The sequence below is a fragment of the Pseudomonas sp. 05N433 genome, assembly GCF_056396925.1.
On sequence record NZ_JBFTML010000073.1, the window covers coordinates 1 to 21091 of the forward strand.

Genomic DNA, 21091 nt, shown 5'->3' on the forward strand with positions numbered 1-21091 from the left:
AGGCTGGCCCGCTTTAAGGCACAACCCGAAGGGCCGGGAAACTAATGGAGAACGCCCCCTAGACCAACCGCTCGATCTTCTGATGCTGCCAGACCATTTTGTAGTACAGCGTCTGCAGCATCAGCATGCCCAGATACGCCACCGGAAACGCCATCCACACCCCTGGCAGCCCGAAGCGCGTATCCAGCAGATACGCCACCGGCAACTGCACCCCGACCACGCAAACGATCGACACCGCTACCGGCACCAATACCGTGCCGCTGGCGCGCATGATGCCGCCGACAATCGCCTGAAAACCAAATACCAACAGGCTCCAGAGCATGATGTGCAACAAGTGCTCGGCCATTGCCCGGGTGGAATCATCCGTAAGAAACAAGCCCAGCAACCAGTGCGACAGCAGATAACCCAACAGCACCAGGCCGCCGGTCAGGCACACGTTGATCAACAACCCGGTGCGCAAAATCTCCCCCATGCGCTCAAGGCGCCCTGCCCCGATCGCCTGCGCGCCGAGGATCGATGCCGTGATCGCAATCGACAGCGCCGGGAACTGCACGTAATTGACGATCTGCGTCACCGCCCCGTACGCCGCCGTCGCCTGGGACCCGTGCTGGTTCACCAGCGCCAGAATCACCAGCTCCGACAACGACAGCACCACCATCTGCAACCCGGTCGGCAGCCCGATGCGCAACACCTTGCCGAGGATGACCCTGTCGAGCCGCATCGCCGCAAACATCTCCCGATCCGGCGCCAACGGATGTCCCTTGCGAATCAACCGCCACGCCAGCCACCCCATCGCCGACAAGTTACCCGCCAACCCCGCCCACGCCGCACTCTGAATCCCCATAGGCGGGAGCCCCAACCACCCGAGAATCAACGCCGGCGTCAGCGCCAGCCCGACACACGTCGACACCACCAGCGCCAACAACGGCGACAGCGTATCGCTCACCCCGCGCAGTAACTGCGTGAACAACACAAACACCAACAGCGACGGCAAAATCCACATCATCACATGGGCATACGCCACCGCATCGTCCAGCACATCCCCCGGAGTGCCCAACCCCTGCAACGCCGGCCGGGCAAACACACTGCCCAACACCGCCGCCACCAACCCGATCATCGCCCCCAACAGCAACGTCGAACCGGCGATGGCCTTCACCAGATGCGGCTCACGGGCGCCCCAGGCCTGGCCGATCAACACCCCAGCGCCCGCACCGAGGCCGATAACCAGGGCGATGAAGAAGAACACCACGGGGAACATGCCCGATACCGCCGCTAACGCCTGGGTGCCGAGCAATTGGCCAATGTAGATGCTGTTGACGGTGCCGGACATGGACTGGAGGAAGTTGGAAAGGGCCATGGGGGCGAGGAATAGGAGGTAGGTTTGCCAGAGGGGGTGTTGGGGTTTGGTTGGGGTTTGCATTGAGGGTCCGTCTCGGGTGGGGGCTGGCGTTTTGGGGATTCTACGCTACGGAAAATGGGAACAGTGCGCTTGTAGTTCACGAAATCAGTGCAGAACACTATTCGCTCCCCATTCGAACTCAACATCTGTTGTGGACCGATATACGTTCTTCTGGAGCTAGGCAGGCCAGCGGGGTCTACCCCGTTCCGATTGAGTAAACTACGCCCCCCTCGAAAAACACTCAATCAGACGTTCCAGATGGTATGAAAAATGTATGTCCCATTTGCTCGGAGGTCAAAACACCGGTTATTGCGACTTCCGTTCTATAATCTTTCCCAAGGGCTTCGCAGGGTCCAATGGAAACCGGGGAAGGAACAATGCGAAAAATTACTGGGACGTTAACGGAAGATCTTAAAAATCACATTGGGGAAAATGACATCAGTCGACACGATGCATTCCCTGTAAACACATATCGCGAACTAATGAAGCATGTAGCACAATTATCTTACATAAACAAAGACCACTTACTCTTCTTTCGCGGCCAAGCAAATGACTACATCAACAAGGCCGGAGCCTCAACATTTTATCCGTCAATATACAGAGGTGAACGCACGACAAAGCAAGAATTAGAAACAAGATTTGAGATACTTTCGGGAGCATCCAAGAGATTAGCAGACTCTTTTATTAAGCAAAGAATAGATGGTGCTGCTGACGTAAAAAAAAGAAGATACATCCAGTGGAGCATCCTTCAACACTACGAAGTATGCCCAACCCCACTAATGGATTTCAGTCAATCCGTGCGAGTAGCTTGCAGCTTCGCCTTTCTTAACAACGTCAAAAAACATGCATATATATTTGTATTCGGCCTTCCATACCTAACAAATAGAATATCAATTAATTCCGAGCACGACTTAGTAAACGTTCGACTCCTCAGTATCTGCCCACCAGACGCACTTAGACCTTACTACCAAGAGGGGTACTTAGCAGGAACAGACGATTCAACAATCGACTTCGTATCAAAAGACGAATTCGACTTCAACGCCAGACTTATTGCCAAGTTCAAAATACCAATATCAAAAACATTCTGGAGCACCGGGTTCTCACCAATTCCAGAGATCGCACTCTATCCTAAAGGCGACCGAATTCATCGTTTATGTCAAGAGCTCAGTAAAGAGCTCGGCACTGAAACAGAGCCTGGCCAACTAGGTCTACTGCTTCAAGCATGGGTTAACCTAGAGTCCCATCTATTAACACTTTCTAGGTCAAGAGGCGGAAAAGTTTACTCCGCACCTGAGGCAATAAAATTACTTCGAAGTTCAAATATCCTTGATTCACAAATGAGTGAGCGTATTGACCGAATAAGAAAAATTAGAAACGACACAGTTCATTCCCCAGAAAAAACAACTACAGAACAGCTAATATCTGCACGAGCAGAAATAGAAAAAATCATAAATACATTCAGCTTACCCTGAGCATTATCTCAACAAAAAACCGTATAAAACACCCATAACATAACTCAAAAAACATACGACAGGTCAATTATCAAATGAAAACTTTCAGTCAACGTAAAGGCTTGAAGACGCAGTCTGAAACGATTCAAGTTAACTCAATGAGCACTGAGCTTCGCAACTCTTTGTGGAATGCACTAGATGTGTCCTTATGGTCCACAAAAAACTATCTTTATTGCAACTACGACGAACCAGTCATTCAACCATTTAGCAAAGCGCTTTGGTTCCACTTCTTTAAAAAAACCATAGACTCAAGACCTGATCGCACGTATAAAATTCTTGAAGACATTCGCACCTATTTCTTTAAATGCGAATGGCATGAAATATATGACTTTTTAGAATTCACYGTAACTTATCACAAGAACTCAAACTCTCGATTAGCAGAATATATAAACCACTTCCTAGAAAGAGAGTTATCCGCTTATCGTTTCGTTTCAGAGCAAATTACAGACATCACAAGCACACAGGAACTGGAAATGCTTGATTCGGCGCTAGCCGATTCCCGTTTTTCCGGTGTAACTGCTCACTTACAACGCGCACTTGAACTTTATGCAAGCCGTGACAATCCCGATTATCGGAACTCAATTAAAGAGTCGATATCAGCAGTTGAAAGTATGGCTCGAATCGTAGCGGAAAACCCAAAAGCGACCTTAAGTGACGCGCTCAAAGCATTGGAGAAAAAAGGGAAACTTCATTCTGCGCTCAAAGATGGTTTCGTCAAACTCTACGCATATACTAGCGATGAAGGTGGTATTCGTCATGCCATGCTTGATGAACCGAAGCTATCTGCTGCTGACGCCCGATATTTTATGCTTTCCTGCACATCGTTCGTAAACTATTTAAAGGCTCAGCTAGCATAAAATCTTATCTCGGGGGCACAGATGAAAATTTAAATCTCTCATCAACACACACAAAACCACGGAGTTTTAGCTTCACACTTAACCCAAGAATACAATAACAAGAGAAAGGCCCGCCTTTTATGCGATCAGGGTTTAGACACCACCCCACAATACAACTCTATCTTCGCCGCAAAAAACCAGATTTAAAGAAATAACAACTTATCATTAATAAAATCCGTAGATACTCATTCGACATTACTTGAAACCTTATATCCGCAAAAAACAAATTACAAACTTTGCTCCACCACTTCTAATAAGTTATTGGCTAATCAAGTCCGCACGCTAATCCTACACAAAAGTCAGATGCCTCCACCTTGCCCCCTACCCCATCAAAGCTTATAGTCCGCCCCGTCGCCCACATGGCGACCAGGTTTGGCGACCTGTTCGATCGGGTGCAAAAGCTCTGTGCTTTATTGCAGACGCTGTTGCACGCTCGCAAAGCTGTCTTTATGGCAGCTGTGCGCGGGAGACCTTCGGGTCTGCCGGTATTCCGATCCCGGTTCGCCAACCTGCGTACAGCTGTCACCCACTCGTTTGGCGACGATTGAGGGGCAGTCAACCTTTGCATTGATCGGAGTTTTCAAACATGGATAGATACATGCCCCTCACCGGAATCGACCTGATCCCGGCCTCCCTGCTCATCGACACCCAAGCCCCACTCGACGTCCTGCAAGCCATGGCCGACTACCGCATCCGCACGGTCACCCAGGTGCTGGAAAACATCGCCTTCCGCGCCGAGATCGGTTGCGACACGGTGGTGCTGTCGGATTTTGCCAAACTGCTGGCCATTCCCCTGCGCGATGGGTGTGACTTGATGGATGTGATCGGTAGACGCTTGCGGGCGCAGACGGCGGAGTAAATGAAAACGGGCGCTGACCGGCGCCCGTTTTTTTTTGATATGGCGTGAACGCTTTATCGCGATGTTGTACAGCTCCTGCATAGCGATAGGACTAATCCCTGGTAGCGATAAATCCCTACATCCCTTCAGTCAATCTGCTCGAACCGCCGCCGCTTCATGAACAATMCCATCCCTATCGCCACGGCAAAAACCGACAGCAACCCCAGATCAAACCCCAACAAGCGGATCTGACCTGCCACAACGCAGCCAATCGCACCCGCCGCCACCAACACCACTCCTAGCCACTTGCGTAGCAGATACGGTTTGAGGAATTGATCAAGCAGAAAGGACAACACCAAGGCAATGACCAATTGAGTAATTACGGACATGTACGTCTCCAGTCAGGTCTTGATGATCAATGTCGAAAGGGTGCGTTGCGGGCCGATACCGCCGTTGACCTGCGCCTCAATGCTGACCAGTACGTCGCCCGCATGGTAGGTGGGTAGGATTTCATTGGCATACGTGCGCACACCGGCGCCTACAGGTATTGCCACGTAAGAGGGGGCCACGGCTTTGGTGGCGGCAGTGAAGGCAGTGGCTGCAAGGTTGGCGATGGTGGTGCGCTGGGCATTGAGGGCGTCGCCCTGTTGCCGGGTCAGCGGCTTGGAGATACCGATCATCATCACGCACGGCAAGCTCTTGGCCTGCATCTTGTCGTACAGCTCGACGACCTTGCTGTTGACCTCATAATGGGCGCTTTTCGCCTCGCCAAAATGCAGCTCGCGCAGGCGTCCGCGTTCGCTGTCGGTAAGGGTGATCTGCGAGACGTTGAAGACGATCCCGTGAATGCCCATGTATTGGAAAGTCCCTTCGAACTTCATCGCCCGCATCCTTTCGAGGCAAAGACGGCGATTCTCTACAAGGAGCGCATTGGATTCAAATCATTTCACCCTGCTGGCAAGGTGTGTACTCGGTTTGTCAGTACTTGAATGATGCCAGCGCCTTGTCAGGCACCCGTTTTGTTTTTTTCGAACCCGGCCAACACGCAGAGGTCGAAACCAGTGATGGCATCGCTACTGATCACAGGCCTCTGGCCTGCTTCATTCAAGGGCGACGCCAGTAGCTCACACACTTTAGGGTGCGCCGGATAATTTCAGCAGGCCCGGATTCTGCCGAGGGCAGGTGCTGACTGCTGCTCACATCCAATGCTCCCGTATCGGAGTACTAACATGACTCAGTCAATGCGGTTCTTCCTATCGATCGTCCTTGCGACAGCCTCACTGGCATCGGCAAGTTTCCTGAACACTGCTGGTGCGGCAACCGCCGAGGATCTGAATGTCGACTCTCGGCAAGCGTTGCAAACGCTCTACAAGGCCAGACCAGTTGCCGAAAAAATCTCACACGACGCTAAAGCGATTCTTGTCTTCCCGAAAATCATCAAGGCGGGCCTGGTGTTTGGCGGCAGCTATGGCGAAGGCGAATTGTTGATGGGTAAGAAAGTCGAGGACTATTACAACTCCGTAACCGGGTCCTGGGGGTTGCAGGCAGGCGCCCAGTCATATGGCTATGTGGTGTTCCTGATGACCGATAAAGCCGTGAACTATTTACGTGAAACCAAGGGTTGGGAAATTGGCGTAGGCCCCACTGTTGTTGTGGTTGATGAAGGGGTGGCGAAGAATCTGTCCAGCTCCACGCTGAAGGACGATGCTTACGCGTTCATTTTCGACCAGCAGGGATTAATGGCTGGGGTCAGCATCGAAGGAACCAAGATTTCCCGGATCAAGCGCTGAAACCGGTCGTTTGGCGCTTGCGGGCGCAAGCGGTGAAGTGAAATGAAAGCGGGCAGCCGAGTGGCGCCCGCTTTTTTATGTCCGCGATTCGTGATGCGTCAGGCCCCCTGGAGCGTTACTGCATGCTTTCGATCAAGACTTTCACCAAAACCACGGATCATCTCCAGCAACGACTTCACCCGCTGCGGCAGATTCCCGGCCGGGTACACCGCGTGCATCTGCGGGCTCTCACCACTGCTGGAGGTGAGTTTGTACTCGGGACAGACCCGCAGCAGGCGCCCCGCTTGCACTTCGGGCTCTGCCAGCCAGTCCGCCAGGCGGGCAATACCGAGGCCTGCCAGGGCCGCCTGGAACACCGCCGAACCGGAGTTGAAGCGAAATTTGGGATGAGCCCGAACGCTGATGGCCTGCGCCTCACTGCGAAAATTCCACTCTTTGAGAATCCGCGGCGCCGTGTGCAGGATCAGCGAGTGCGCCTCCAGCGCCTCGATGGAGTCGGGCATCCCGTGCCGCTCCAGATACTCGGGGCTGGCGTACAGATAACGTGAATAACTCCAGAGTGGAAAGCCGATCAGGTCACTGGATTGCGGATACCCGCCGCGAATCGAGAAGTCCAGTTTGCTCTTGGCCGGGTCGATGGTTTCATCGGTGAAAATCCCATCGACGTTCACGTCCGGATAACGCTCGGCGTACTGCGCGATCAGCCGGGGCAATACCCCGTGCCCGAGAAACTCGGGGGCGGAAAAGCGGACCCAGCCGTAGGCCTGGCCACTGATGCCGGCCAGGTCTTCATCCGCCTCACGTTGCAGATCCAGCATTTTGTAAGCGTGAGGCAACAAGCGCTCACCCGCCTCGGTCAAGCTCACGGCATTGGAGGAGCGATTGAACAACTTGACTCCAACACTTTCCTCCAAGGCCTGAACTGCGCGGGTCAGCGCGCTGGGAGAGCGCCCCAGAGTTCGTGCTGCCGCGACGAAGCTGCGCTTGCGAGCCACCGTCGCGAAGGCTTCAAGTTCCCCCAACATATCCAATGCCATGCGCCACCTCGTTGCACTTTTCACAACGTGGCATTGCAACACAAAAAAAGCGCTTTGGTTAACCTTCCGTTCAACCCCGGACTCTCACCCACCTTTCACCGTCAGAGCCTGATTCCATGATCGATATTGTCATCCTTTGCGTATTCGCCTTCTCTGCCGGCCTGATCGATGCGGCGGTGGGCGGCGGTGGACTGATCCAGATACCCGCGCTGTTCAACGTGCTACCCACGGCACAACCAGCGGCGCTGCTGGGGACCAACAAGGTTGCGGCAGCCTGCGGCACTGCATTCGCGGCCCGATCCTTCGTGCGCAAGGTGGTGATCAACTGGAGTCTGGTGATCCCCGCCGCCAGTGCGGCGTTTGTCATGTCCTTCTTCGGAGCGGCCACGGTGTCGTTCGTGCCACAGTCGGTGATCCGGCCAGCGGTGCTGGTGTTGATCGTGCTGATGGCGATCTACACCTTCTGGAAAAAGGACTTCGGTGCCCTGCACAAGCCCATGCACATCGGCACCAAGGAAAAACTGCTGGCGATCGTCATCGGCGGCGCCATCGGTTTCTACGACGGACTGTTCGGGCCCGGCACTGGCAGCTTCCTGATCTTCCTGTTCATCCGCTGCTTCGCCTTCGACTTCCTGCATGCCTCGGCGTCGGCCAAGCTGGTGAACATCGCCACCAACGTAGCAGCGCTGATGTTCTTCATTCCGACGGGGAACGTGCTCTACCTGATCGCCATCCCCATGGCCGCATTCAACATCCTCGGCGCGCTGACCGGCACCTGGCTGGCGGTTCATAAAGGCGTGCCCTTTGTCCGGGCGCTGTTCCTGGTGTTGCTGCTGATCCTGATCGGCAAACTGTCCTATGACCTGTTCGTGTAAGCGCGTTTTCTGCCGCTACACTCAAGCGGAGCAAGGCATTTCACATAGGCATTACGCCATTTCCATCGTCTATTGAGAGTGAGTCGTTCATGAACCGTCGATTGCTCACCGCTTTCATCGTGATTTCTCTTTCATGGACCAGTGCACAGGCCGGCTACTGGAAGGATTCAAACGGCAATCCAATCCCGGACACTGAATCAAGACGAACCATCGGAGAGTTTGGTGGCTCGCTGTTAATCACTTCCGATCCCGACTGGGAGAAAAAGTGGAATACGCCGGCCGAAACCACTCCAGTATTTACCGAAGCCCAAATAGTCAGCCGAGGTGAAAGGATCTTCGCGCTTACGTTTTTTGCAAACCCGAAGCTCAATGCCAATCACGAAGCCAACATCACGTGCGATTTGAAAGCCACAAGGCCGAACGGTACAGAATCGATCAATCAGCGAGATGCCGTTTGTTTTCAAGGGCGTCTTAAAGGGGATCCGAACAACATGTATCTCGCCGCCCCCGTGATCGGTTTCATCGGTGAGCCTGACGATCCCGTAGGCGTCTGGACGCTGGAAATCACCCTCAAAGACAACTTGCGCAAGGTAGTCATGCCGCTCAAAGCAACATTCACGCTGAAGTAAGTGGTTCTTTACACCGCTGACCACCGTTGTCAGCCTGGCTGTCGCGGCATAGAGCATCACTCCCAGCACCGCCAGATTGGCTGGGGTTGCCCACCACGTTTCAACCATTGTTGACGTCGATAGTCACCATCACGTCAATGAAGTTCTCATAAAAAATCCTCGGCGTAACATCCGCTCCATACCCAACCAATAACACCCCGGAGCACACCATCATGAAACGCCAAACCCTTCTCAGCATCGCTTTCTCGGTTTTTGCAGTAAACGCTTTCGCCGCTTCCCCTGCTCACCCGGTCGTCGCTGAAGGCGGCTCGGATCGYCTGATYGAAARCCGCGTCGCTGAAGGTGGTTCGGATCGTCTGATCGAGAATCGCGTCGCTGAAGGCGGCTCGGATCGTCTGATCGAAAACCGCGTCGCTGAAGGTGGTTCGGATCGTCTGATCGAGAATCGCGTCGCTGAAGGTGGTTCGGATCGTCTGATCGAAAACCGTGCAGCATGAGTGAGTGGCTTTACCGCAACACTCGACCAAAGAACCCGGCCTCATCAGCCGGGTTTTTTCATGCTTTTTTTAGTACCCGACTACATCGATGCTCGCCCGAAGCAGTATAGATGCGGGTTTCAGCGAATTAGCGCCCGCGCTGAATCATCAACAACGACCGTCCGTAACCCCGCCCCGACGCCCTCTCACCCTTCGCTATTCTTAACCACACACACCGCGGGCACGGCTTGCGGCATCAAAACCAGGAGTAAGGATCCGGGTAAGGAGTGCGCCACTTCAAACTGAGTATCAAATAATGAAAATGCTACTGATGGTCGAGTTTCCCCATGAGCCTTTCAACGCGTTTGTCAGGTCGGGGAAGGTCGGCGAAATCATGAACCGTATCCTGGACACCATTAAGCCCGAGGCGACTTATTTCACTGAGCAAGATGGCATGCGAAATGGGATTTTTTTGATCGATATCGTGGATCCCTCCGAAATACCCGGGTATGCGGAACCCTTCTTCCTCAACTTCCAGGCCAACTGCAAATTCCGTGTGGTCATGAACCCGCAGGACCTGCAAAACGCCGGTCTGGAGGAACTCGGAAAAGCGTGGGCGTGAGGTTCGATCAATGAGCCGGGTGATGGCATCTGGATGTGCCTCACCCCGGTCGATGTCCTAAGCCGTAATGCGATCTGTAGCAGCTGCCGAGCTCGCGAGGCTGCGTTCGGCTGCACAGCAGTCGTAAGATCAGAACTTGCGGTGCATCAGGCAGACCGCGTCAGTCGGATTCACGACTGCTTCGCAGCCGAACGCAGCCTCGCGAGCTCGGCAGCTGCTACAAGGAATGCGCCGCAGCTGAAATGACTGAAGGCGCACTGCACTTACTGAACGGTTTTCAGCTTGACCACATCACCGGAGATTTTGGTGGTGTAGCCGGTCAGGACCCAAGCCCAGAACCAGTTTTCCTGCACTTGGGTGTTGATCATGGCATCGCCGCCCTTGGCTTTGATGGCCGCGTCCTGAGCGCGGATGAAGCGGTTGTTCTGCTGGATCGGGATGACGCCGAACAGCAGCAGGCCAGTGGCGGTCGCTTCACTGTGGCCGACAATGGTGTACTGGCTGCTGTCGTATTGCTGGGTCTTCATCGGGGTGCCGGTGCAACCCGCCAGAACCAGGCCAAACAGGGCTACGGCAACCGCTTTGCTGAGGTAATTCACTGTGTCACTCCATTAGAAATACCCGGGATCCATCTCTCGGGCGGCGCATACTCTAACGGATGAAGTGGCCCATTGATATCACTCAGCACTGAAAAAAGCGGATCGATAAGGCTCCGATCATTGCGGCTGAAACGTCTGCAGATAGGCCAACAGGTTTTCGATCTTTTCCGGATCGCTGAGGCCCCAGAAAATCATGCGGGTGCCGGGGACCACTGTTTTTGGCGCTTCGATGTWGGCGGTGAGAGTTTCGCGGGTCCAGACGACGCCTGATGATTTCATCGCGTCTGAGTACTGGTAGTCCGCCGTGCTGCCCGCAGGGCGCCCGAAAATCGCATTGAGTTGCGGACCAAAAAAACCTCGCGCCGAACTCCCTACCTGGTGGCAGCCGCCACAGATTCGCTTGAACAGTTTCTCGCCCGCCTCGGCATCGCCAGCCGCTGCTGCTTGCGTACTGAACACCCCCATGTTGAGCATCAAGGCCAAGGTGAGTACGGCGGCGTTTTTCATGTTCGGCTCCAAATCAGGCGTTGCTGACAGCAAAAGCGGGCGGCTATTTCATCATGACTGGCGCCCACATCGAAGCCTTGAAGCTAATCTATAACTCTCTTTGCTCCATTAGCGCCGCTGCAGAAGGGCCAGAATGAAATCCATCGTACTGGCGCTGGCTCCCCGTGATGATTAGAGTGCAAACGATGTCCGTCATACCTGTTGAAAGTCCTCCAGTAATGTTGGTTCCGGCTCACCCCGCCGACCTGGACAATCTTGTGGCCATTCGAATTGAGGCCATGCGCGAAAGTCTTGAACGGATTGGGCGATTTGATCCGATACGTGCACGTGAGCGTTTTATCAACGGTTTTGATTGTCGCAACACGCGTCACATTGAGCTGGCCGGTGAGCGAGTCGGTTTTATTGTGGTCAAGCCTCAGCTGAACGAACTGCTACTTGACCACTTGTATGTGCGACCGAATGCTCAGGGAACAGGTGTAGGTTCTGCTGTCCTCGAACAGATTTTCAAAGAAGCGGATGCCGCCGCGCTCCCTGTCAGGGTGGGCGCGCTCAAAGAGAGCGCTTCGAATCGGTTTTACATCCGTCATGGCTTCCAATTCGTCGAAAGCGGCGAGTTCGACAATTACTATGTTCGTCCGAACGCTGCACCTTGACGCAGTTTTTTACACCGCCTCGATCAGGAGCGAATGTTTCCGCGAGGCCAAAGGCACGGTTGCACCGGTCGAGGGGAAGAAGGCCTGGTTGYCCAACCGCCCCTCTGATCAAGCCCGCTCCCACATTTTTTGAGCTGCATGGTCCCGGCTACTTGGACTCGACATACACCCCTTGTGGGAGCGCGCCTGCTCGCGATGAGGCCATCGCGCTGGTTGGCGTCGATGCCGCAACAGCAACAGTGTCCGCCTGAGCCATCTCGGGCTTTGCCTCCGCGCCCTCCCCGTTCAGCGCCTTGTTCATCTTCACCGTGTCCAACGCGCCGACCCATTTGGCAATGGCCATGGTGCCGACGCCGTTGCCGATGGTGTTGGTGATCGCGCGTGCTTCCGACATGAACCGATCGACGCCCAGCAACAGCACCATGCCCGCCACCGGGATGGTGCCGAGGGAGGACAGCGTCGCCGCCAGGATGATGAACCCCGAACCGGTCACTCCCGCCGAGCCTTTGGAGGTGAACATCAGCACCGCCAGCACGATCAACTGGTCCATGAGGGTCAGCGGTGTGTTGGTCGCCTGGGCAATGAAGATCGCGGCGATGGTGTAGTAGATCGCCTGGCCGTCCGGGTTGAAGGTCAAGCCCGAGGGAATGATCATCCCGGCGACGGGTTTGGAAACGCCGGCCTTTTCCATCTTGGAAATCATCTGCGGCAGCACCGATTCCGAAGAGCTGGTCCCCAGTACGGTGAACAGTTCTTCCTTGATGAACTTCAAAAATTTCCACAGGCTGAAACCGCTGTAGCGGCAGATCGGCCCGAGCACGAAGATCACGAACACCGCGCAGGTCAGGTACACGCACGCCATCAATTTGCCGAGGGAGAACAGCGAACCGAAGCCGTACTTGCCGATGGTAAAGGCAATTGCCCCGAAGGCACCGATGGGGGCCAGACGCATGACCATGTTGACGATGCGAAACATCCCTTGCATCAGGCTATCCAGCGTGTCGACGAACACTTTTGCGCGCGGCCCGACATGCGCCAGGGCAACGCCCAGCAGAATGGAGAACAGCAAGATTTGCAGGACGTTGCCTTTGGCGAAGGCATCCACGATGGTGTCGGGGATGATGTTCATCACAAAGTCCATGAACGACGCATGTTTCACCGCCGTGGTGTAGGTCGCCAGACTGGACGTATCCAGCGAGGCGACATCGATGTTCATGCCTGCGCCGGGTTTGAACACATCGACCACGACCAGGCCGACCACCAGCGCCAGTGTGGAGACCACTTCGAAATAGAGCAGCGCCCGGAAGCCGACACGCCCCAACTCTTTCATGTTCTCCATGCGCGCAATGCCCGTCACCACCGTGAGGAAAATCACCGGGGCAAGCAGCATTTTGATCAGCTTGATGAACGCGTCACCCAAGGGTTTGAGCGCAGCTCCAGTCTCGGGAATGAACACCCCGACAATGGCACCGAGGATGACCGCGATGAGCACTTGTACGTAGAGTTTGCCAAATATTCTTTTCATGACAGGGCCCTGATTTTTTATTGTTGTCAGGAAATGCCAAAGGGTCAGATTCAGCGATCTGCCCCTTGGCGCTGTGCCGCAGTACGACTTTGAATCGGTGGGAAATATCAGCGGTTGATCAACGCAATGACTGCATCGGTGATCTGCCGGGTGGTGGCCGTGCCGCCCAGATCCGGGGTATGCAAACCGCTTTCGGTCACGGCTTCGATGGCCGACATCAGCTGTTTCGCCGCGGCCGCTTCGCCCAGGTGCTCGAGCATCATTGCCGCGGTCCAGAATGTGGCGATCGGGTTGGCCACGCCTTTGCCGGTGATGTCGAAGGCCGAGCCGTGGATCGGTTCGAACATCGAGGGGAATTTGCGTGACGGGTTGAGATTGGCAGTCGGCGCGATGCCCAGGCTGCCGGACAATGCGGCGGCCAGATCGGACAGGATGTCAGCGTGCAGGTTGGTGGCGACGATTACGTCCAGCGTCGACGGTTTGAGCACCATGCGCGTGGTTACGGCGTCGACCAGTTCCTTGTCGATCTTCACGTCCGCAAAGTCCTTGGCGACTTCGTAGAAGATCTCGTCCCACAACACCATGCCGTGACGCTGGGCGTTGGATTTGGTGACCATGGTCAGGTGCTTGCGCGGACGGCTGCGCGCCAGTTCGAAAGCAAAACGGTGAATGCGCTCGACCCCGGCACGGGTGAACACCGACACTTCGGTGGCGACTTCTTCCGGCAGGCCCCGGTGCACGCGACCGCCGTTGCCGGAGTATTCGCCCTCGGAGTTTTCACGCACCACCACCCAGTCGATCTGATCACCGTTATGCAGTGGGCTTTTCACCCCTGGCAGGACGCGGGCCGGACGCACGTTGGCGTACTGGTCGAAGCCCTGGCAGATCGGCAGGCGCAGGCCCCACAGGGAAATGTGATCCGGCACATTGAGCGCACCGACCGCGCCGAAGAAAATCGCATCGAAGGTTTTCAGTTCTTCCAGGCCACCTTCAGGGATGTAGTAGCCGTTTTTCAGGTAGTTATCCGAGTTCCAGTCGAAGTGTTTGAAGGCCAGTTCGAAGCCGGACTTTTTCGACAAGGCTTGCAGCACTTCGACGCCCGCTGCGATCACTTCCACGCCGATGCCATCACCTGGAACCGCAGCAATTTTGTATGCGCTCATCATCAACTCCACTCTCGTTACGTTCTTGTTGTGCCTGTCGAACGGGGGTGTTCAATCAGGGTGTGAGCGGAGTATATGTAGTGAGCAAATGAGCGTGAGTTACTCCAAATCACTACATAGATGAATTTGAGTTACCAATGAGCCAGACCCTGGATTTGTCATTTTTCTACCTGCTGGCCAACAAAGGCAGCCTCGCCGCGACGGCGCGAGAGCTGGGCGTGACCCCGCCGGCGGTGAGCAAACGCCTGACCGCGCTGGAAGCACGGCTGGGCATCCGCCTGGTCAACCGCACCACGCGCTCGATGAGCCTGACCTCGGAAGGTGAACTGTATTTTTCCCATGCCGCGCGCATCCTGACGCAGATCGATGAGGTCGAGCAGCTCATCAGCAGCAGCCGGGCAACGCCGAAAGGCCTGATTCGCGTCAACGCGTCTTTGGGTTTCGGTCGTCGCTACATCGGCCCGGCATTGGGCGCGTTCTTCGCGCAATACCCGGAGGTGGAAATACAACTGGAAATCAGCGATCACCCGCTCGACCTGGCAACTCACGGGTTTGACCTGGGCATTCGTTTTGGCACGCTGCCGGACGCGGCCTTTCATGCGCGCAAGATTGCCTCCAATCGCCGCCTGCTCTGCGCCTCGCCGCTGTACCTGGAAAAGCATGGCGTGCCGCAACGCCTGGCGGATTTACAGCAACACAACTGCATCTTCCTGCGGCAAAACGAAACGCCCTACGGCGTATGGAGCTTTACCAACGGCGGGCGCACGCAAAACGTCAAAGTGCGTGGCGCGTTAGGCTGCAACGACGGTGAAGTGGCCCTCAATTGGGCGCTGGAAGGTCATGGGATTCTGCTGCGGGCCGAATGGGACATCGCCCGCTACGTGCGCAGTGGCCGTTTGCGCCTGGTGCTGGAGGACCAGACACCGACCCGCGCCGATGTCTATGCCATCTACCCGCAACAGTTGCACCTGTCGGCGCGAGTGCGCAGCCTGATCGATTTTCTGGTCGAGCGTTTCAAGCACATCGATCACTTGGATGAACCGGAATCTGTGCTCGACTGAACGGCGCTACGACAGATTGAGTGCCACGGCGGCGCGGATCAGCGCCTTCAAGGCTGTTTCATCAATCCGGTCGCCCTCATGAATATCGATGGCACGCCGGGTGTTGCCATCGAGGCTGGCGTTGAACAGTCCTGAAGGGTCTTCCAGCGAGGCGCCCTTGGCGAACGTCATCTTCACCGCATTCTTGTACGTCTCGCCGGTGCAGATGATGCCGGCATGGGACCACACCGGAACACCCCGCCACTTCAACTCCTCGACCACATCGGGGTCGGCCTGTTTGATGAGCGCTCGAACCCGAGCGAGCGTCGCGCCCCGCCAATCATCCAATGCCTTGATTTTCGCCTCAATCAGCGCAGAGGCAGAGCCTTGCCCCTCAGTGTCCTTTGAACCGGCCGTCTCCTTGCCCATGGTGGTTATCCCTCTTCATAATGATTGTCGCTCGCCTGCCTCTGGAGTATCGCTGACAGAACTACAACGCAGCCGCTGCAGTTTGACCCACAACGGGGCGTTTGCCTTCAAATCTCCGATGAGTGCAACCACTCACGGAATAGCAAAACAAGGACGTAGCAACAGTGGAAAAGGAAATTATCTTGATGCGTCATGGCCAGCCAGATCTGGCCGTGCAAGACAAAGTTTCAGCGCGCGATATGAAACGCTGGATCGAGCAATACGACCTGTCAGAAATCATCGACCAACCCGCCCCGCAATCGAGTGTGGCGCTGGCGCGTACCGCCAGAATGATCGTGTCGAGCAGTGCGCCCCGGGCGCTGACGTCGGTTCGAGCGCTAGGCCTTCAAGCCAGCGTTGTCGATGATATGTTCTGCGAAGCGCAACTGCCCCATGGACGATGGACACTGCCGCGCCTTTCACCGTTTACGTGGGCATTTATTCTTCGTGTTTTATGGTTGTGCGGTTTCTCGGGGAAGGTCGAGTCAGCCAGTAAGGCCAGAATGCGCGCCAATACGGCAGCTCAACGGCTTCAATCCCTTGCCGACGAAGGGCCTGTTTTACTGCTCGGTCATGGAATAATGAATCGAATGATTGCCAAGCACCTGGAGGCTACCGGATGGATTCGCCATACCAGCAATGGTAACCAGTACTGGAGCGCGACGGCCTATCGTATGAAACCGCGTTAAGGTACGACGACAGCCACAGACTGAATCCTGGCGCCCTGGCTGGTGGTCAAATTGGAGCTAATATTCATCTGTATTCCTCTGCAAAGGACTGCAATCAGGAGCCGGCTCAAGTTACTGACCAAATGGAATCGCATGATCGTGCGGTTGCAGATCGAGCACGAAATCAGTGCCCGGGATTTCGAGAAGTTCAGCTGGAAACTGGGCATCCCTTGAGGAGACTGGGTGATGTTCGCATCCACCCGGAGACACAGCCAGAGGAGCAGGAGATCGTCCCGGCTTGAATAGAGGCCCGATGCCGGTCCGCGACATCGTGACAGGAGGCGTTTGAGATGCAACTCATCACGTTGAAAATCGACAAACCGGAAGCGACGAATTTCATCTTTGGTCAGACGCACTTCATCAAGTCCGTTGAAGACCTCCACGAAGCGTTGATAAACGCCGTGCCAGGTATCCAGTTTGGCGTGGCTTTTTGTGAAGCCTCCGGCAAATGCCTGGTGCGATGGTCTGGCACCAATACCGCCATGATCGAGCTTGCGCAGAAAAACGCGCAAGCCATCGCCGCCGGCCATAGCTTCATCATTTTCCTCGGCGACGGTTTCTATCCGCTGAACGTGTTGAACGCCGTCAAAATGGTGCCAGAGGTGTGCCGCATTTTTTGTGCAACAGCCAATCCAACCGAAGTGATTCTTGCCGAGACGGAGCAGGGACGCGCGATCCTGGGCGTCGTGGATGGCTTCTGTGCCGATGGCATTGAAGGCGACGAAGACATCCTGTGGCGCAAGAATTTGTTGCGGCAGATTGGCTACAAGCTGTGAAACACGTTTCGCGGCTGAGCTAACGATGGGCTGCCGCCGTCGACAGCCTCACCTGCCGGAATTATGCACGAGTTGCTCAACGAAGAACTCCACGTGCCCTCTCGGATGAGTCGGCAATGGCCAGCTGTCGACGTTGTGAGCAAGAGCCTGGAAAGCTTGAGCACACTTGGAACGAGGGAAGGCTTCAAACACTGCGCGTCCCTTCTGCACGGCTTTGTGCGCACTTTCGTCGTTCGGCACCGCGCCGACGTATTGCAGCGAGACATCCAGGAACATTTCGGTAATCTTTTCCAGCTTGGCAAACAGATTGCGGCCTTCCGCCGGACTGCCCGTCATGTTGGCCAGCACGCGAAAACGCTGCAGACCGTAGTTCAGGTTGAGCAACTTGATCAGCCCGTAGGCGCCGCTGATCGAGGTGGGTTCATCGCACACCACCACCAGCACTTCCTGAGACGCGCGGATGAAATTGATCACTGAACCACCGATACCGGCGGCCGTATCGATGATCAGCACATCCAGTTTGTCGCCGATATCGCTAAAGGCCTGGATCAGCGCGCGGTATTGCGCAGGCTCCAGATGAGTCATGTTCTGCAAACCAGAAGAAGCCGGGGCCACACGAATGCCTCCAGGCCCAGGCATGAGTGCCTCGGACAGCTCGCAACGCCCTTCGAGAACATCGGCCAGTGTGTAGCGCGGAGTCAGCCCCAGCAGAATATCGATATTCGCCAGGCCAAGATCGGCATCCAGCAATACGACGCGCCGCCCCATTTTTGCCAACGCCAACGAGAGGTTAACCGCTACCGTTGTCTTGCCCACGCCCCCTTTACCGCCAGTCACAGCGATAACTTGCACGCAATGCACATCATCCATTTGTCTTTCCCTTCCCTGCGCATCGTGTGCCAGCACGTAATGGCACCCTCCAGATGCCGCAAGAATAGCTGAAAAGCGCGCAATAGCTGCTTTATCTCCCGACGAGAGGCATTTTGCCGGCCTCCATCGAATCGTTTCAACGAAAAGGCCGGCAAAAACCACCAAAACGTCTAGATCCACACATCATTCATTGCGGTTCTTTCCCCGGCTTGATCACCGGTATTCAGCACACCTCGCGGCTCGATCAGCAACAGTTTCACCTCGCGTTCTGCATAAGGCTTGTGTTCGACGCCCTTGGGGACGACGTACATTTCTCCCCGCCCAACCACGACGGCCCGCTCCCGAAGATCGATGCGAAGCTCGCCTTCAAGGACGATGAAGGCTTCATCGGTATCGGCATGGGAATGCCAGACAAAGTCGCCTTCGATTTTCACCACCTTGAACTGATAGTCGTTCATTTCGGCAATCACCTTTGGCGCCCATTGCTCGCTGAACAAGGCATATTTTTCGGCAAAGTTAATCGCGGTGCAGGCCTGGGAATTCATTTAAGTCACCCTCATTGGACAAGATATCGAGCCCTGACTCTAGGGATGACCTAACGCTGCGTATTGCATGATTGTGCAAGTTGGCCGGGACCCTGCTCAATCAAGGCCCAACCTCTTCAGCCACCGGCCGGGGGAGACGCCGTAGGTCTGGACGAATTGACGCGTCATGTGGCTTTGGTCGAAAAAACCTGCGCATACGGCCGCCTCTGCCATCGAGTGGCCCCCAATCATCAATGCTCTTGCCAGGTCGAGCCGGCGCTGGGTCATGTACCGATAGGGGCTTGTGCCGTACAGCGCCCGAAAATCACGGCTCAGGCTCCACCGGTCTCGACCACTCGCCTGGGATAACTCATCCAGGGTAATGACTCGATCCAGCGAGTCATGAATCAGCGCACGCGCGCGCTCGGCCGCTGCAAAATCAAATGACTTGCGCCGCCCACGCTGACCAGAGAGCGTATCCAGCGCCTGCGCGAGATCGTAAAGGGCATCGTCTTCTTCCAGGGGTTCGATGCAAGCGTCGAGGTTTTGCAGCAGTACCTGGGTTGCGGCACCCAGCCGTGGGTCGCTCGATAAGCCACCCTCGATAAATGGCAACGGCTTGCCGCCCAGCACCTGCTGAATCAGGGCAGGTTCGATGTAGATCATCCGGTAATGAAAACCCGCTTCGGTACCGGCCTCACCGTCATGCACCTCGTCCGGGTGCAAGACGATGGTTTTACCGGGCAGGCTGTGGCGCTGGGATTTGCGGTACTGGAAACTTTGTACACCCGACAGCGTTCGCCCGATGGCGTAAGTATCGTGGCGATGCGGCGTAAAGCCATGGCCGCCAAAAAAGGCTTCGATGCGCTCCATCTTCAACGGCTGCGCCGAGCGCTTGACCCAATCCTTGTTGCCCTTGGTCTTAGTCATGTCCCTGTACCACTCGAATGATGTCAGTACGTTACCAGTGCGAGCGTCTGCTGTCCCAGACTCGTGACCCGTCTGAATCGGCCCTCTCAGCGTAGCCGTCAAATTTGTCTGTTCCCCTCGTGAACCAGTTTTGAGACCCGCAGTCATAGCCGTGCCGTAAAAGACGCTCGCCCAATGAAGCGCTCATGCGGTTATTGCTCATCTTTATCCCACCCTTATCGTCGTCAACTCATCAGAGCTGTCTGTTCATGCGCCCGACTGTCCGCTGCTGCCGCTTTATTTCGCTGTGCCTGATGCCTTTGTTTCCGCTGTTCGCCAGCCCCGCCCATGCCAGTGGGGAACGGCAACTGGTGGAAGTCATCAACGATTACCGCGCCGATCCCGACCGCTGCGCGGGGCGTGCAGTCAGGCCGTTACGGCCACTGGCGCTGAAATCGGACTTGTCCTTGCCGATCGGCTATGGCGGTGGTTTGCGGGAGGGGTTGAAGGCTAACGGCTATCAGGCTGTAACGGTACGGACCATCCGCCTGGTCGGCGCGCAAGATGCCGATGAGGCGTTCGACATGCTCCAGAGCGACTACTGTGGGGCGCTGCTCGATACCCAATACGCCGACATCGGTGTCACTCGTGCCCGCAGCGAATGGCGGGTGGTGCTGGCGCAACCGGTGCTCGATGGGCGTATCGGCGATTCGCGCGCTGCGGGCAAGACGTTGCTGGCGCAGGTCAACGCGGCAAGAGCCAGGCCACGCATGTGTGGGCGCCAACGCTTCGCCGCCGCACGGCCATTAACCTGGAACGCCGCCCTGGGCGCCGCCGCGCAAGGGCACAGCAAGGCAATGGCCTACGGCAACTACTTCGCCCACCAGGACCCCGACGGTGATATGCCGGCGGATCGCGCCAGAGCCGCCGGCTACCGCGGCCGGCAGATCGGCGAGAACATCGCCGCCGGGCAAGGCTCGCCCAGCCAGGCGATGTCCGGCTGGCTGGCCAGCCCCGGGCATTGCGCCAACCTGATGAACCCGATGTTTACCCAGGTCGGCGCGGCGTACGCCAGCGATTCGCGCAGCAACAAAGGGGTTTATTGGACGATGCTGTTTGGCGCGCCTTGAGTGAGGGTTTCGAACCGTCCATAGAAAATGGCTGGCGCTGGGGTCACAAGTTTGCGCCTACTTCAAGTCGAGGCAATAGGTGTAGTAACCCGTATCACGCACATAGCCCAATGATTCATACAACCG

General features: G+C 55.8%; 24 protein-coding genes and 2 pseudogenes. 13 read left to right on the forward strand and 13 right to left on the reverse strand.

What is annotated here, in order from left to right; all coding sequences use genetic code 11:
* Positions 1 to 58: 58 nt before the first annotated feature.
* Complete coding sequence (locus tag AC1DIS_RS27185) at positions 59 to 1420, reverse strand: MATE family efflux transporter (protein WP_477744319.1); 1362 nt, start codon at positions 1418 to 1420, stop codon at positions 59 to 61.
* A 335-nt stretch (positions 1421 to 1755) separates the two neighbouring features.
* Between AC1DIS_RS27185 and AC1DIS_RS27190 the strand changes: the two genes are divergently transcribed.
* From AC1DIS_RS27190 to AC1DIS_RS27200, 3 genes are all read left to right on the forward strand, one after another.
* Positions 1756 to 2871, forward strand: coding sequence for an FRG domain-containing protein (locus tag AC1DIS_RS27190; protein ID WP_477744320.1), 1116 nt, complete (start codon positions 1756 to 1758; stop codon positions 2869 to 2871).
* Positions 2872 to 2945: 74 nt separating this feature from the next.
* On the forward strand, positions 2946 to 3767 hold the full coding sequence (locus AC1DIS_RS27195) for an AbiJ-NTD4 domain-containing protein (protein ID WP_477744321.1): 822 nt from the start codon (positions 2946 to 2948) through the stop codon (positions 3765 to 3767).
* 625 nt (positions 3768 to 4392) lie between these two features.
* A complete protein-coding gene (locus tag AC1DIS_RS27200) occupies positions 4393 to 4665 on the forward strand; it encodes a hypothetical protein (protein WP_086945343.1) in 273 nt (90 codons plus the stop codon).
* A gap of 125 nt (positions 4666 to 4790) precedes the next feature.
* Here the strand turns inward: AC1DIS_RS27200 and AC1DIS_RS27205 are convergent, their stop codons facing one another.
* Positions 4791 to 5033, reverse strand: coding sequence for a hypothetical protein (locus AC1DIS_RS27205; protein WP_477781201.1), 243 nt, complete (start codon positions 5031 to 5033; stop codon positions 4791 to 4793).
* 12 nt (positions 5034 to 5045) lie between these two features.
* The gene (locus AC1DIS_RS27210; RefSeq protein ID WP_477744322.1) at positions 5046 to 5525 is read right to left on the reverse strand and encodes a hypothetical protein; all 480 of its coding nucleotides are present in this window, start codon (positions 5523 to 5525) and stop codon (positions 5046 to 5048) included.
* A gap of 348 nt (positions 5526 to 5873) precedes the next feature.
* Here AC1DIS_RS27210 and AC1DIS_RS27215 point away from each other — a divergent pair, with 348 nt between their 5' ends.
* Entirely contained in the window at positions 5874 to 6434 is a 561-nt protein-coding gene (locus tag AC1DIS_RS27215) for a lipid-binding SYLF domain-containing protein (RefSeq protein ID WP_086945340.1), read from the forward strand.
* A gap of 98 nt (positions 6435 to 6532) precedes the next feature.
* On the opposite strand, the gene AC1DIS_RS27220 is transcribed toward AC1DIS_RS27215, so the two are convergent.
* On the reverse strand, positions 6533 to 7471 hold the full coding sequence (locus AC1DIS_RS27220) for a LysR family transcriptional regulator (protein ID WP_192351389.1): 939 nt from the start codon (positions 7469 to 7471) through the stop codon (positions 6533 to 6535).
* A 116-nt stretch (positions 7472 to 7587) separates the two neighbouring features.
* Between AC1DIS_RS27220 and AC1DIS_RS27225 the strand changes: the two genes are divergently transcribed.
* The 4 genes and pseudogenes from AC1DIS_RS27225 (at position 7588) to AC1DIS_RS27240 (ending at position 10073) form a co-directional block, all read left to right on the forward strand.
* Complete coding sequence (locus tag AC1DIS_RS27225; protein WP_019649478.1) at positions 7588 to 8346, forward strand: sulfite exporter TauE/SafE family protein; 759 nt, start codon at positions 7588 to 7590, stop codon at positions 8344 to 8346.
* A gap of 89 nt (positions 8347 to 8435) precedes the next feature.
* Positions 8436 to 8975, forward strand: coding sequence for a hypothetical protein (locus AC1DIS_RS27230; protein WP_064616891.1), 540 nt, complete (start codon positions 8436 to 8438; stop codon positions 8973 to 8975).
* A 212-nt stretch (positions 8976 to 9187) separates the two neighbouring features.
* A pseudogene (locus tag AC1DIS_RS27235) lies at positions 9188 to 9469 on the forward strand (hypothetical protein); the annotation flags it as partial.
* Positions 9470 to 9767: 298 nt separating this feature from the next.
* A complete protein-coding gene (locus AC1DIS_RS27240; protein ID WP_018928234.1) occupies positions 9768 to 10073 on the forward strand; it encodes a hypothetical protein in 306 nt (101 codons plus the stop codon).
* 263 nt (positions 10074 to 10336) lie between these two features.
* On the opposite strand, the gene AC1DIS_RS27245 is transcribed toward AC1DIS_RS27240, so the two are convergent.
* Positions 10337 to 10672: a hypothetical protein gene (locus AC1DIS_RS27245; protein ID WP_477744323.1), complete on the reverse strand. Its 336-nt coding sequence runs from the start codon at positions 10670 to 10672 to the stop codon at positions 10337 to 10339.
* Between the two features lie 117 nt (positions 10673 to 10789).
* Positions 10790 to 11179, reverse strand: coding sequence for a c-type cytochrome (locus tag AC1DIS_RS27250; RefSeq protein ID WP_477781202.1), 390 nt, complete (start codon positions 11177 to 11179; stop codon positions 10790 to 10792).
* 185 nt (positions 11180 to 11364) lie between these two features.
* On the opposite strand from AC1DIS_RS27250, the gene AC1DIS_RS27255 reads away from it, so the two are divergent.
* Positions 11365 to 11832 carry a GNAT family N-acetyltransferase gene (locus tag AC1DIS_RS27255; RefSeq protein WP_064621220.1) on the forward strand — a complete coding sequence of 156 codons (468 nt, stop codon included), beginning with the start codon at positions 11365 to 11367 and terminating at the stop codon, positions 11830 to 11832.
* Between the two features lie 148 nt (positions 11833 to 11980).
* On the opposite strand, the gene AC1DIS_RS27260 is transcribed toward AC1DIS_RS27255, so the two are convergent.
* Complete coding sequence (locus AC1DIS_RS27260) at positions 11981 to 13357, reverse strand: dicarboxylate/amino acid:cation symporter (RefSeq protein ID WP_064616888.1); 1377 nt, start codon at positions 13355 to 13357, stop codon at positions 11981 to 11983.
* Positions 13358 to 13464: 107 nt separating this feature from the next.
* The gene (locus AC1DIS_RS27265; protein ID WP_111453716.1) at positions 13465 to 14520 is read right to left on the reverse strand and encodes a tartrate dehydrogenase; all 1056 of its coding nucleotides are present in this window, start codon (positions 14518 to 14520) and stop codon (positions 13465 to 13467) included.
* 137 nt (positions 14521 to 14657) lie between these two features.
* Between AC1DIS_RS27265 and AC1DIS_RS27270 the strand changes: the two genes are divergently transcribed.
* On the forward strand, positions 14658 to 15581 hold the full coding sequence (locus AC1DIS_RS27270) for a LysR family transcriptional regulator (protein WP_019649489.1): 924 nt from the start codon (positions 14658 to 14660) through the stop codon (positions 15579 to 15581).
* 6 nt (positions 15582 to 15587) lie between these two features.
* Here AC1DIS_RS27270 and AC1DIS_RS27275 read toward each other — a convergent pair whose 3' ends face one another.
* Entirely contained in the window at positions 15588 to 15989 is a 402-nt protein-coding gene (locus AC1DIS_RS27275) for a DUF1801 domain-containing protein (RefSeq protein ID WP_477748838.1), read from the reverse strand.
* Positions 15990 to 16153: 164 nt separating this feature from the next.
* Between AC1DIS_RS27275 and AC1DIS_RS27280 the strand changes: the two genes are divergently transcribed.
* Entirely contained in the window at positions 16154 to 16717 is a 564-nt protein-coding gene (locus AC1DIS_RS27280) for a histidine phosphatase family protein (protein WP_082920833.1), read from the forward strand.
* A gap of 329 nt (positions 16718 to 17046) precedes the next feature.
* Complete coding sequence (locus tag AC1DIS_RS27285) at positions 17047 to 17532, forward strand: adenosine-specific kinase (protein ID WP_018928243.1); 486 nt, start codon at positions 17047 to 17049, stop codon at positions 17530 to 17532.
* 48 nt (positions 17533 to 17580) lie between these two features.
* Here the strand turns inward: AC1DIS_RS27285 and AC1DIS_RS27290 are convergent, their stop codons facing one another.
* The 3 genes from AC1DIS_RS27290 to AC1DIS_RS27300 all read right to left on the reverse strand — a co-directional run bounded on the left by AC1DIS_RS27290 (position 17581) and on the right by AC1DIS_RS27300 (position 19856).
* Complete coding sequence (locus AC1DIS_RS27290) at positions 17581 to 18402, reverse strand: MinD/ParA family ATP-binding protein (protein WP_018928244.1); 822 nt, start codon at positions 18400 to 18402, stop codon at positions 17581 to 17583.
* 170 nt (positions 18403 to 18572) lie between these two features.
* Positions 18573 to 18947 carry a cupin domain-containing protein gene (locus AC1DIS_RS27295; RefSeq protein ID WP_064616884.1) on the reverse strand — a complete coding sequence of 125 codons (375 nt, stop codon included), beginning with the start codon at positions 18945 to 18947 and terminating at the stop codon, positions 18573 to 18575.
* 96 nt (positions 18948 to 19043) lie between these two features.
* Positions 19044 to 19856 carry an AraC family transcriptional regulator gene (locus tag AC1DIS_RS27300; RefSeq protein ID WP_457326912.1) on the reverse strand — a complete coding sequence of 271 codons (813 nt, stop codon included), beginning with the start codon at positions 19854 to 19856 and terminating at the stop codon, positions 19044 to 19046.
* Between the two features lie 248 nt (positions 19857 to 20104).
* Here AC1DIS_RS27300 and AC1DIS_RS27305 point away from each other — a divergent pair, with 248 nt between their 5' ends.
* Entirely contained in the window at positions 20105 to 20965 is an 861-nt protein-coding gene (locus tag AC1DIS_RS27305; protein WP_018928247.1) for a CAP domain-containing protein, read from the forward strand.
* Positions 20966 to 21022: 57 nt separating this feature from the next.
* Here AC1DIS_RS27305 and AC1DIS_RS27310 read toward each other — a convergent pair.
* Positions 21023 to 21091, reverse strand: a pseudogene (locus AC1DIS_RS27310) (GNAT family N-acetyltransferase); the annotation flags it as partial.

What these genes read in the sequence shown, in the direction of transcription:
- AC1DIS_RS27185 (WP_477744319.1), bottom strand. Translation starts at nt 1,420, where the DNA reads ATGCAAACCCCAACCAAACCCCAACACCCCCTCTGGCAAACCTACCTC.
- AC1DIS_RS27275 (WP_477748838.1), bottom strand. Translation starts at nt 15,989, where the DNA reads ATGGGCAAGGAGACGGCCGGTTCAAAGGACACTGAGGGGCAAGGCTCT.
- AC1DIS_RS27230 (WP_064616891.1), top strand. Translation starts at nt 8,436, where the DNA reads ATGAACCGTCGATTGCTCACCGCTTTCATCGTGATTTCTCTTTCATGG.
- AC1DIS_RS27260 (WP_064616888.1), bottom strand. Translation starts at nt 13,357, where the DNA reads ATGAAAAGAATATTTGGCAAACTCTACGTACAAGTGCTCATCGCGGTC.
- AC1DIS_RS27210 (WP_477744322.1), bottom strand. Translation starts at nt 5,525, where the DNA reads ATGAAGTTCGAAGGGACTTTCCAATACATGGGCATTCACGGGATCGTC.
- AC1DIS_RS27220 (WP_192351389.1), bottom strand. Translation starts at nt 7,471, where the DNA reads ATGGCATTGGATATGTTGGGGGAACTTGAAGCCTTCGCGACGGTGGCT.
- AC1DIS_RS27215 (WP_086945340.1), top strand. Translation starts at nt 5,874, where the DNA reads ATGACTCAGTCAATGCGGTTCTTCCTATCGATCGTCCTTGCGACAGCC.
- AC1DIS_RS27290 (WP_018928244.1), bottom strand. Translation starts at nt 18,402, where the DNA reads ATGGATGATGTGCATTGCGTGCAAGTTATCGCTGTGACTGGCGGTAAA.
- AC1DIS_RS27190 (WP_477744320.1), top strand. Translation starts at nt 1,756, where the DNA reads ATGGAAACCGGGGAAGGAACAATGCGAAAAATTACTGGGACGTTAACG.
- AC1DIS_RS27270 (WP_019649489.1), top strand. Translation starts at nt 14,658, where the DNA reads ATGAGCCAGACCCTGGATTTGTCATTTTTCTACCTGCTGGCCAACAAA.
- AC1DIS_RS27240 (WP_018928234.1), top strand. Translation starts at nt 9,768, where the DNA reads ATGAAAATGCTACTGATGGTCGAGTTTCCCCATGAGCCTTTCAACGCG.
- AC1DIS_RS27225 (WP_019649478.1), top strand. Translation starts at nt 7,588, where the DNA reads ATGATCGATATTGTCATCCTTTGCGTATTCGCCTTCTCTGCCGGCCTG.
- AC1DIS_RS27255 (WP_064621220.1), top strand. Translation starts at nt 11,365, where the DNA reads ATGTCCGTCATACCTGTTGAAAGTCCTCCAGTAATGTTGGTTCCGGCT.
- AC1DIS_RS27285 (WP_018928243.1), top strand. Translation starts at nt 17,047, where the DNA reads ATGCAACTCATCACGTTGAAAATCGACAAACCGGAAGCGACGAATTTC.
- AC1DIS_RS27200 (WP_086945343.1), top strand. Translation starts at nt 4,393, where the DNA reads ATGGATAGATACATGCCCCTCACCGGAATCGACCTGATCCCGGCCTCC.
- AC1DIS_RS27295 (WP_064616884.1), bottom strand. Translation starts at nt 18,947, where the DNA reads ATGAATTCCCAGGCCTGCACCGCGATTAACTTTGCCGAAAAATATGCC.
- AC1DIS_RS27305 (WP_018928247.1), top strand. Translation starts at nt 20,105, where the DNA reads ATGCGCCCGACTGTCCGCTGCTGCCGCTTTATTTCGCTGTGCCTGATG.
- AC1DIS_RS27300 (WP_457326912.1), bottom strand. Translation starts at nt 19,856, where the DNA reads ATGACTAAGACCAAGGGCAACAAGGATTGGGTCAAGCGCTCGGCGCAG.
- AC1DIS_RS27265 (WP_111453716.1), bottom strand. Translation starts at nt 14,520, where the DNA reads ATGAGCGCATACAAAATTGCTGCGGTTCCAGGTGATGGCATCGGCGTG.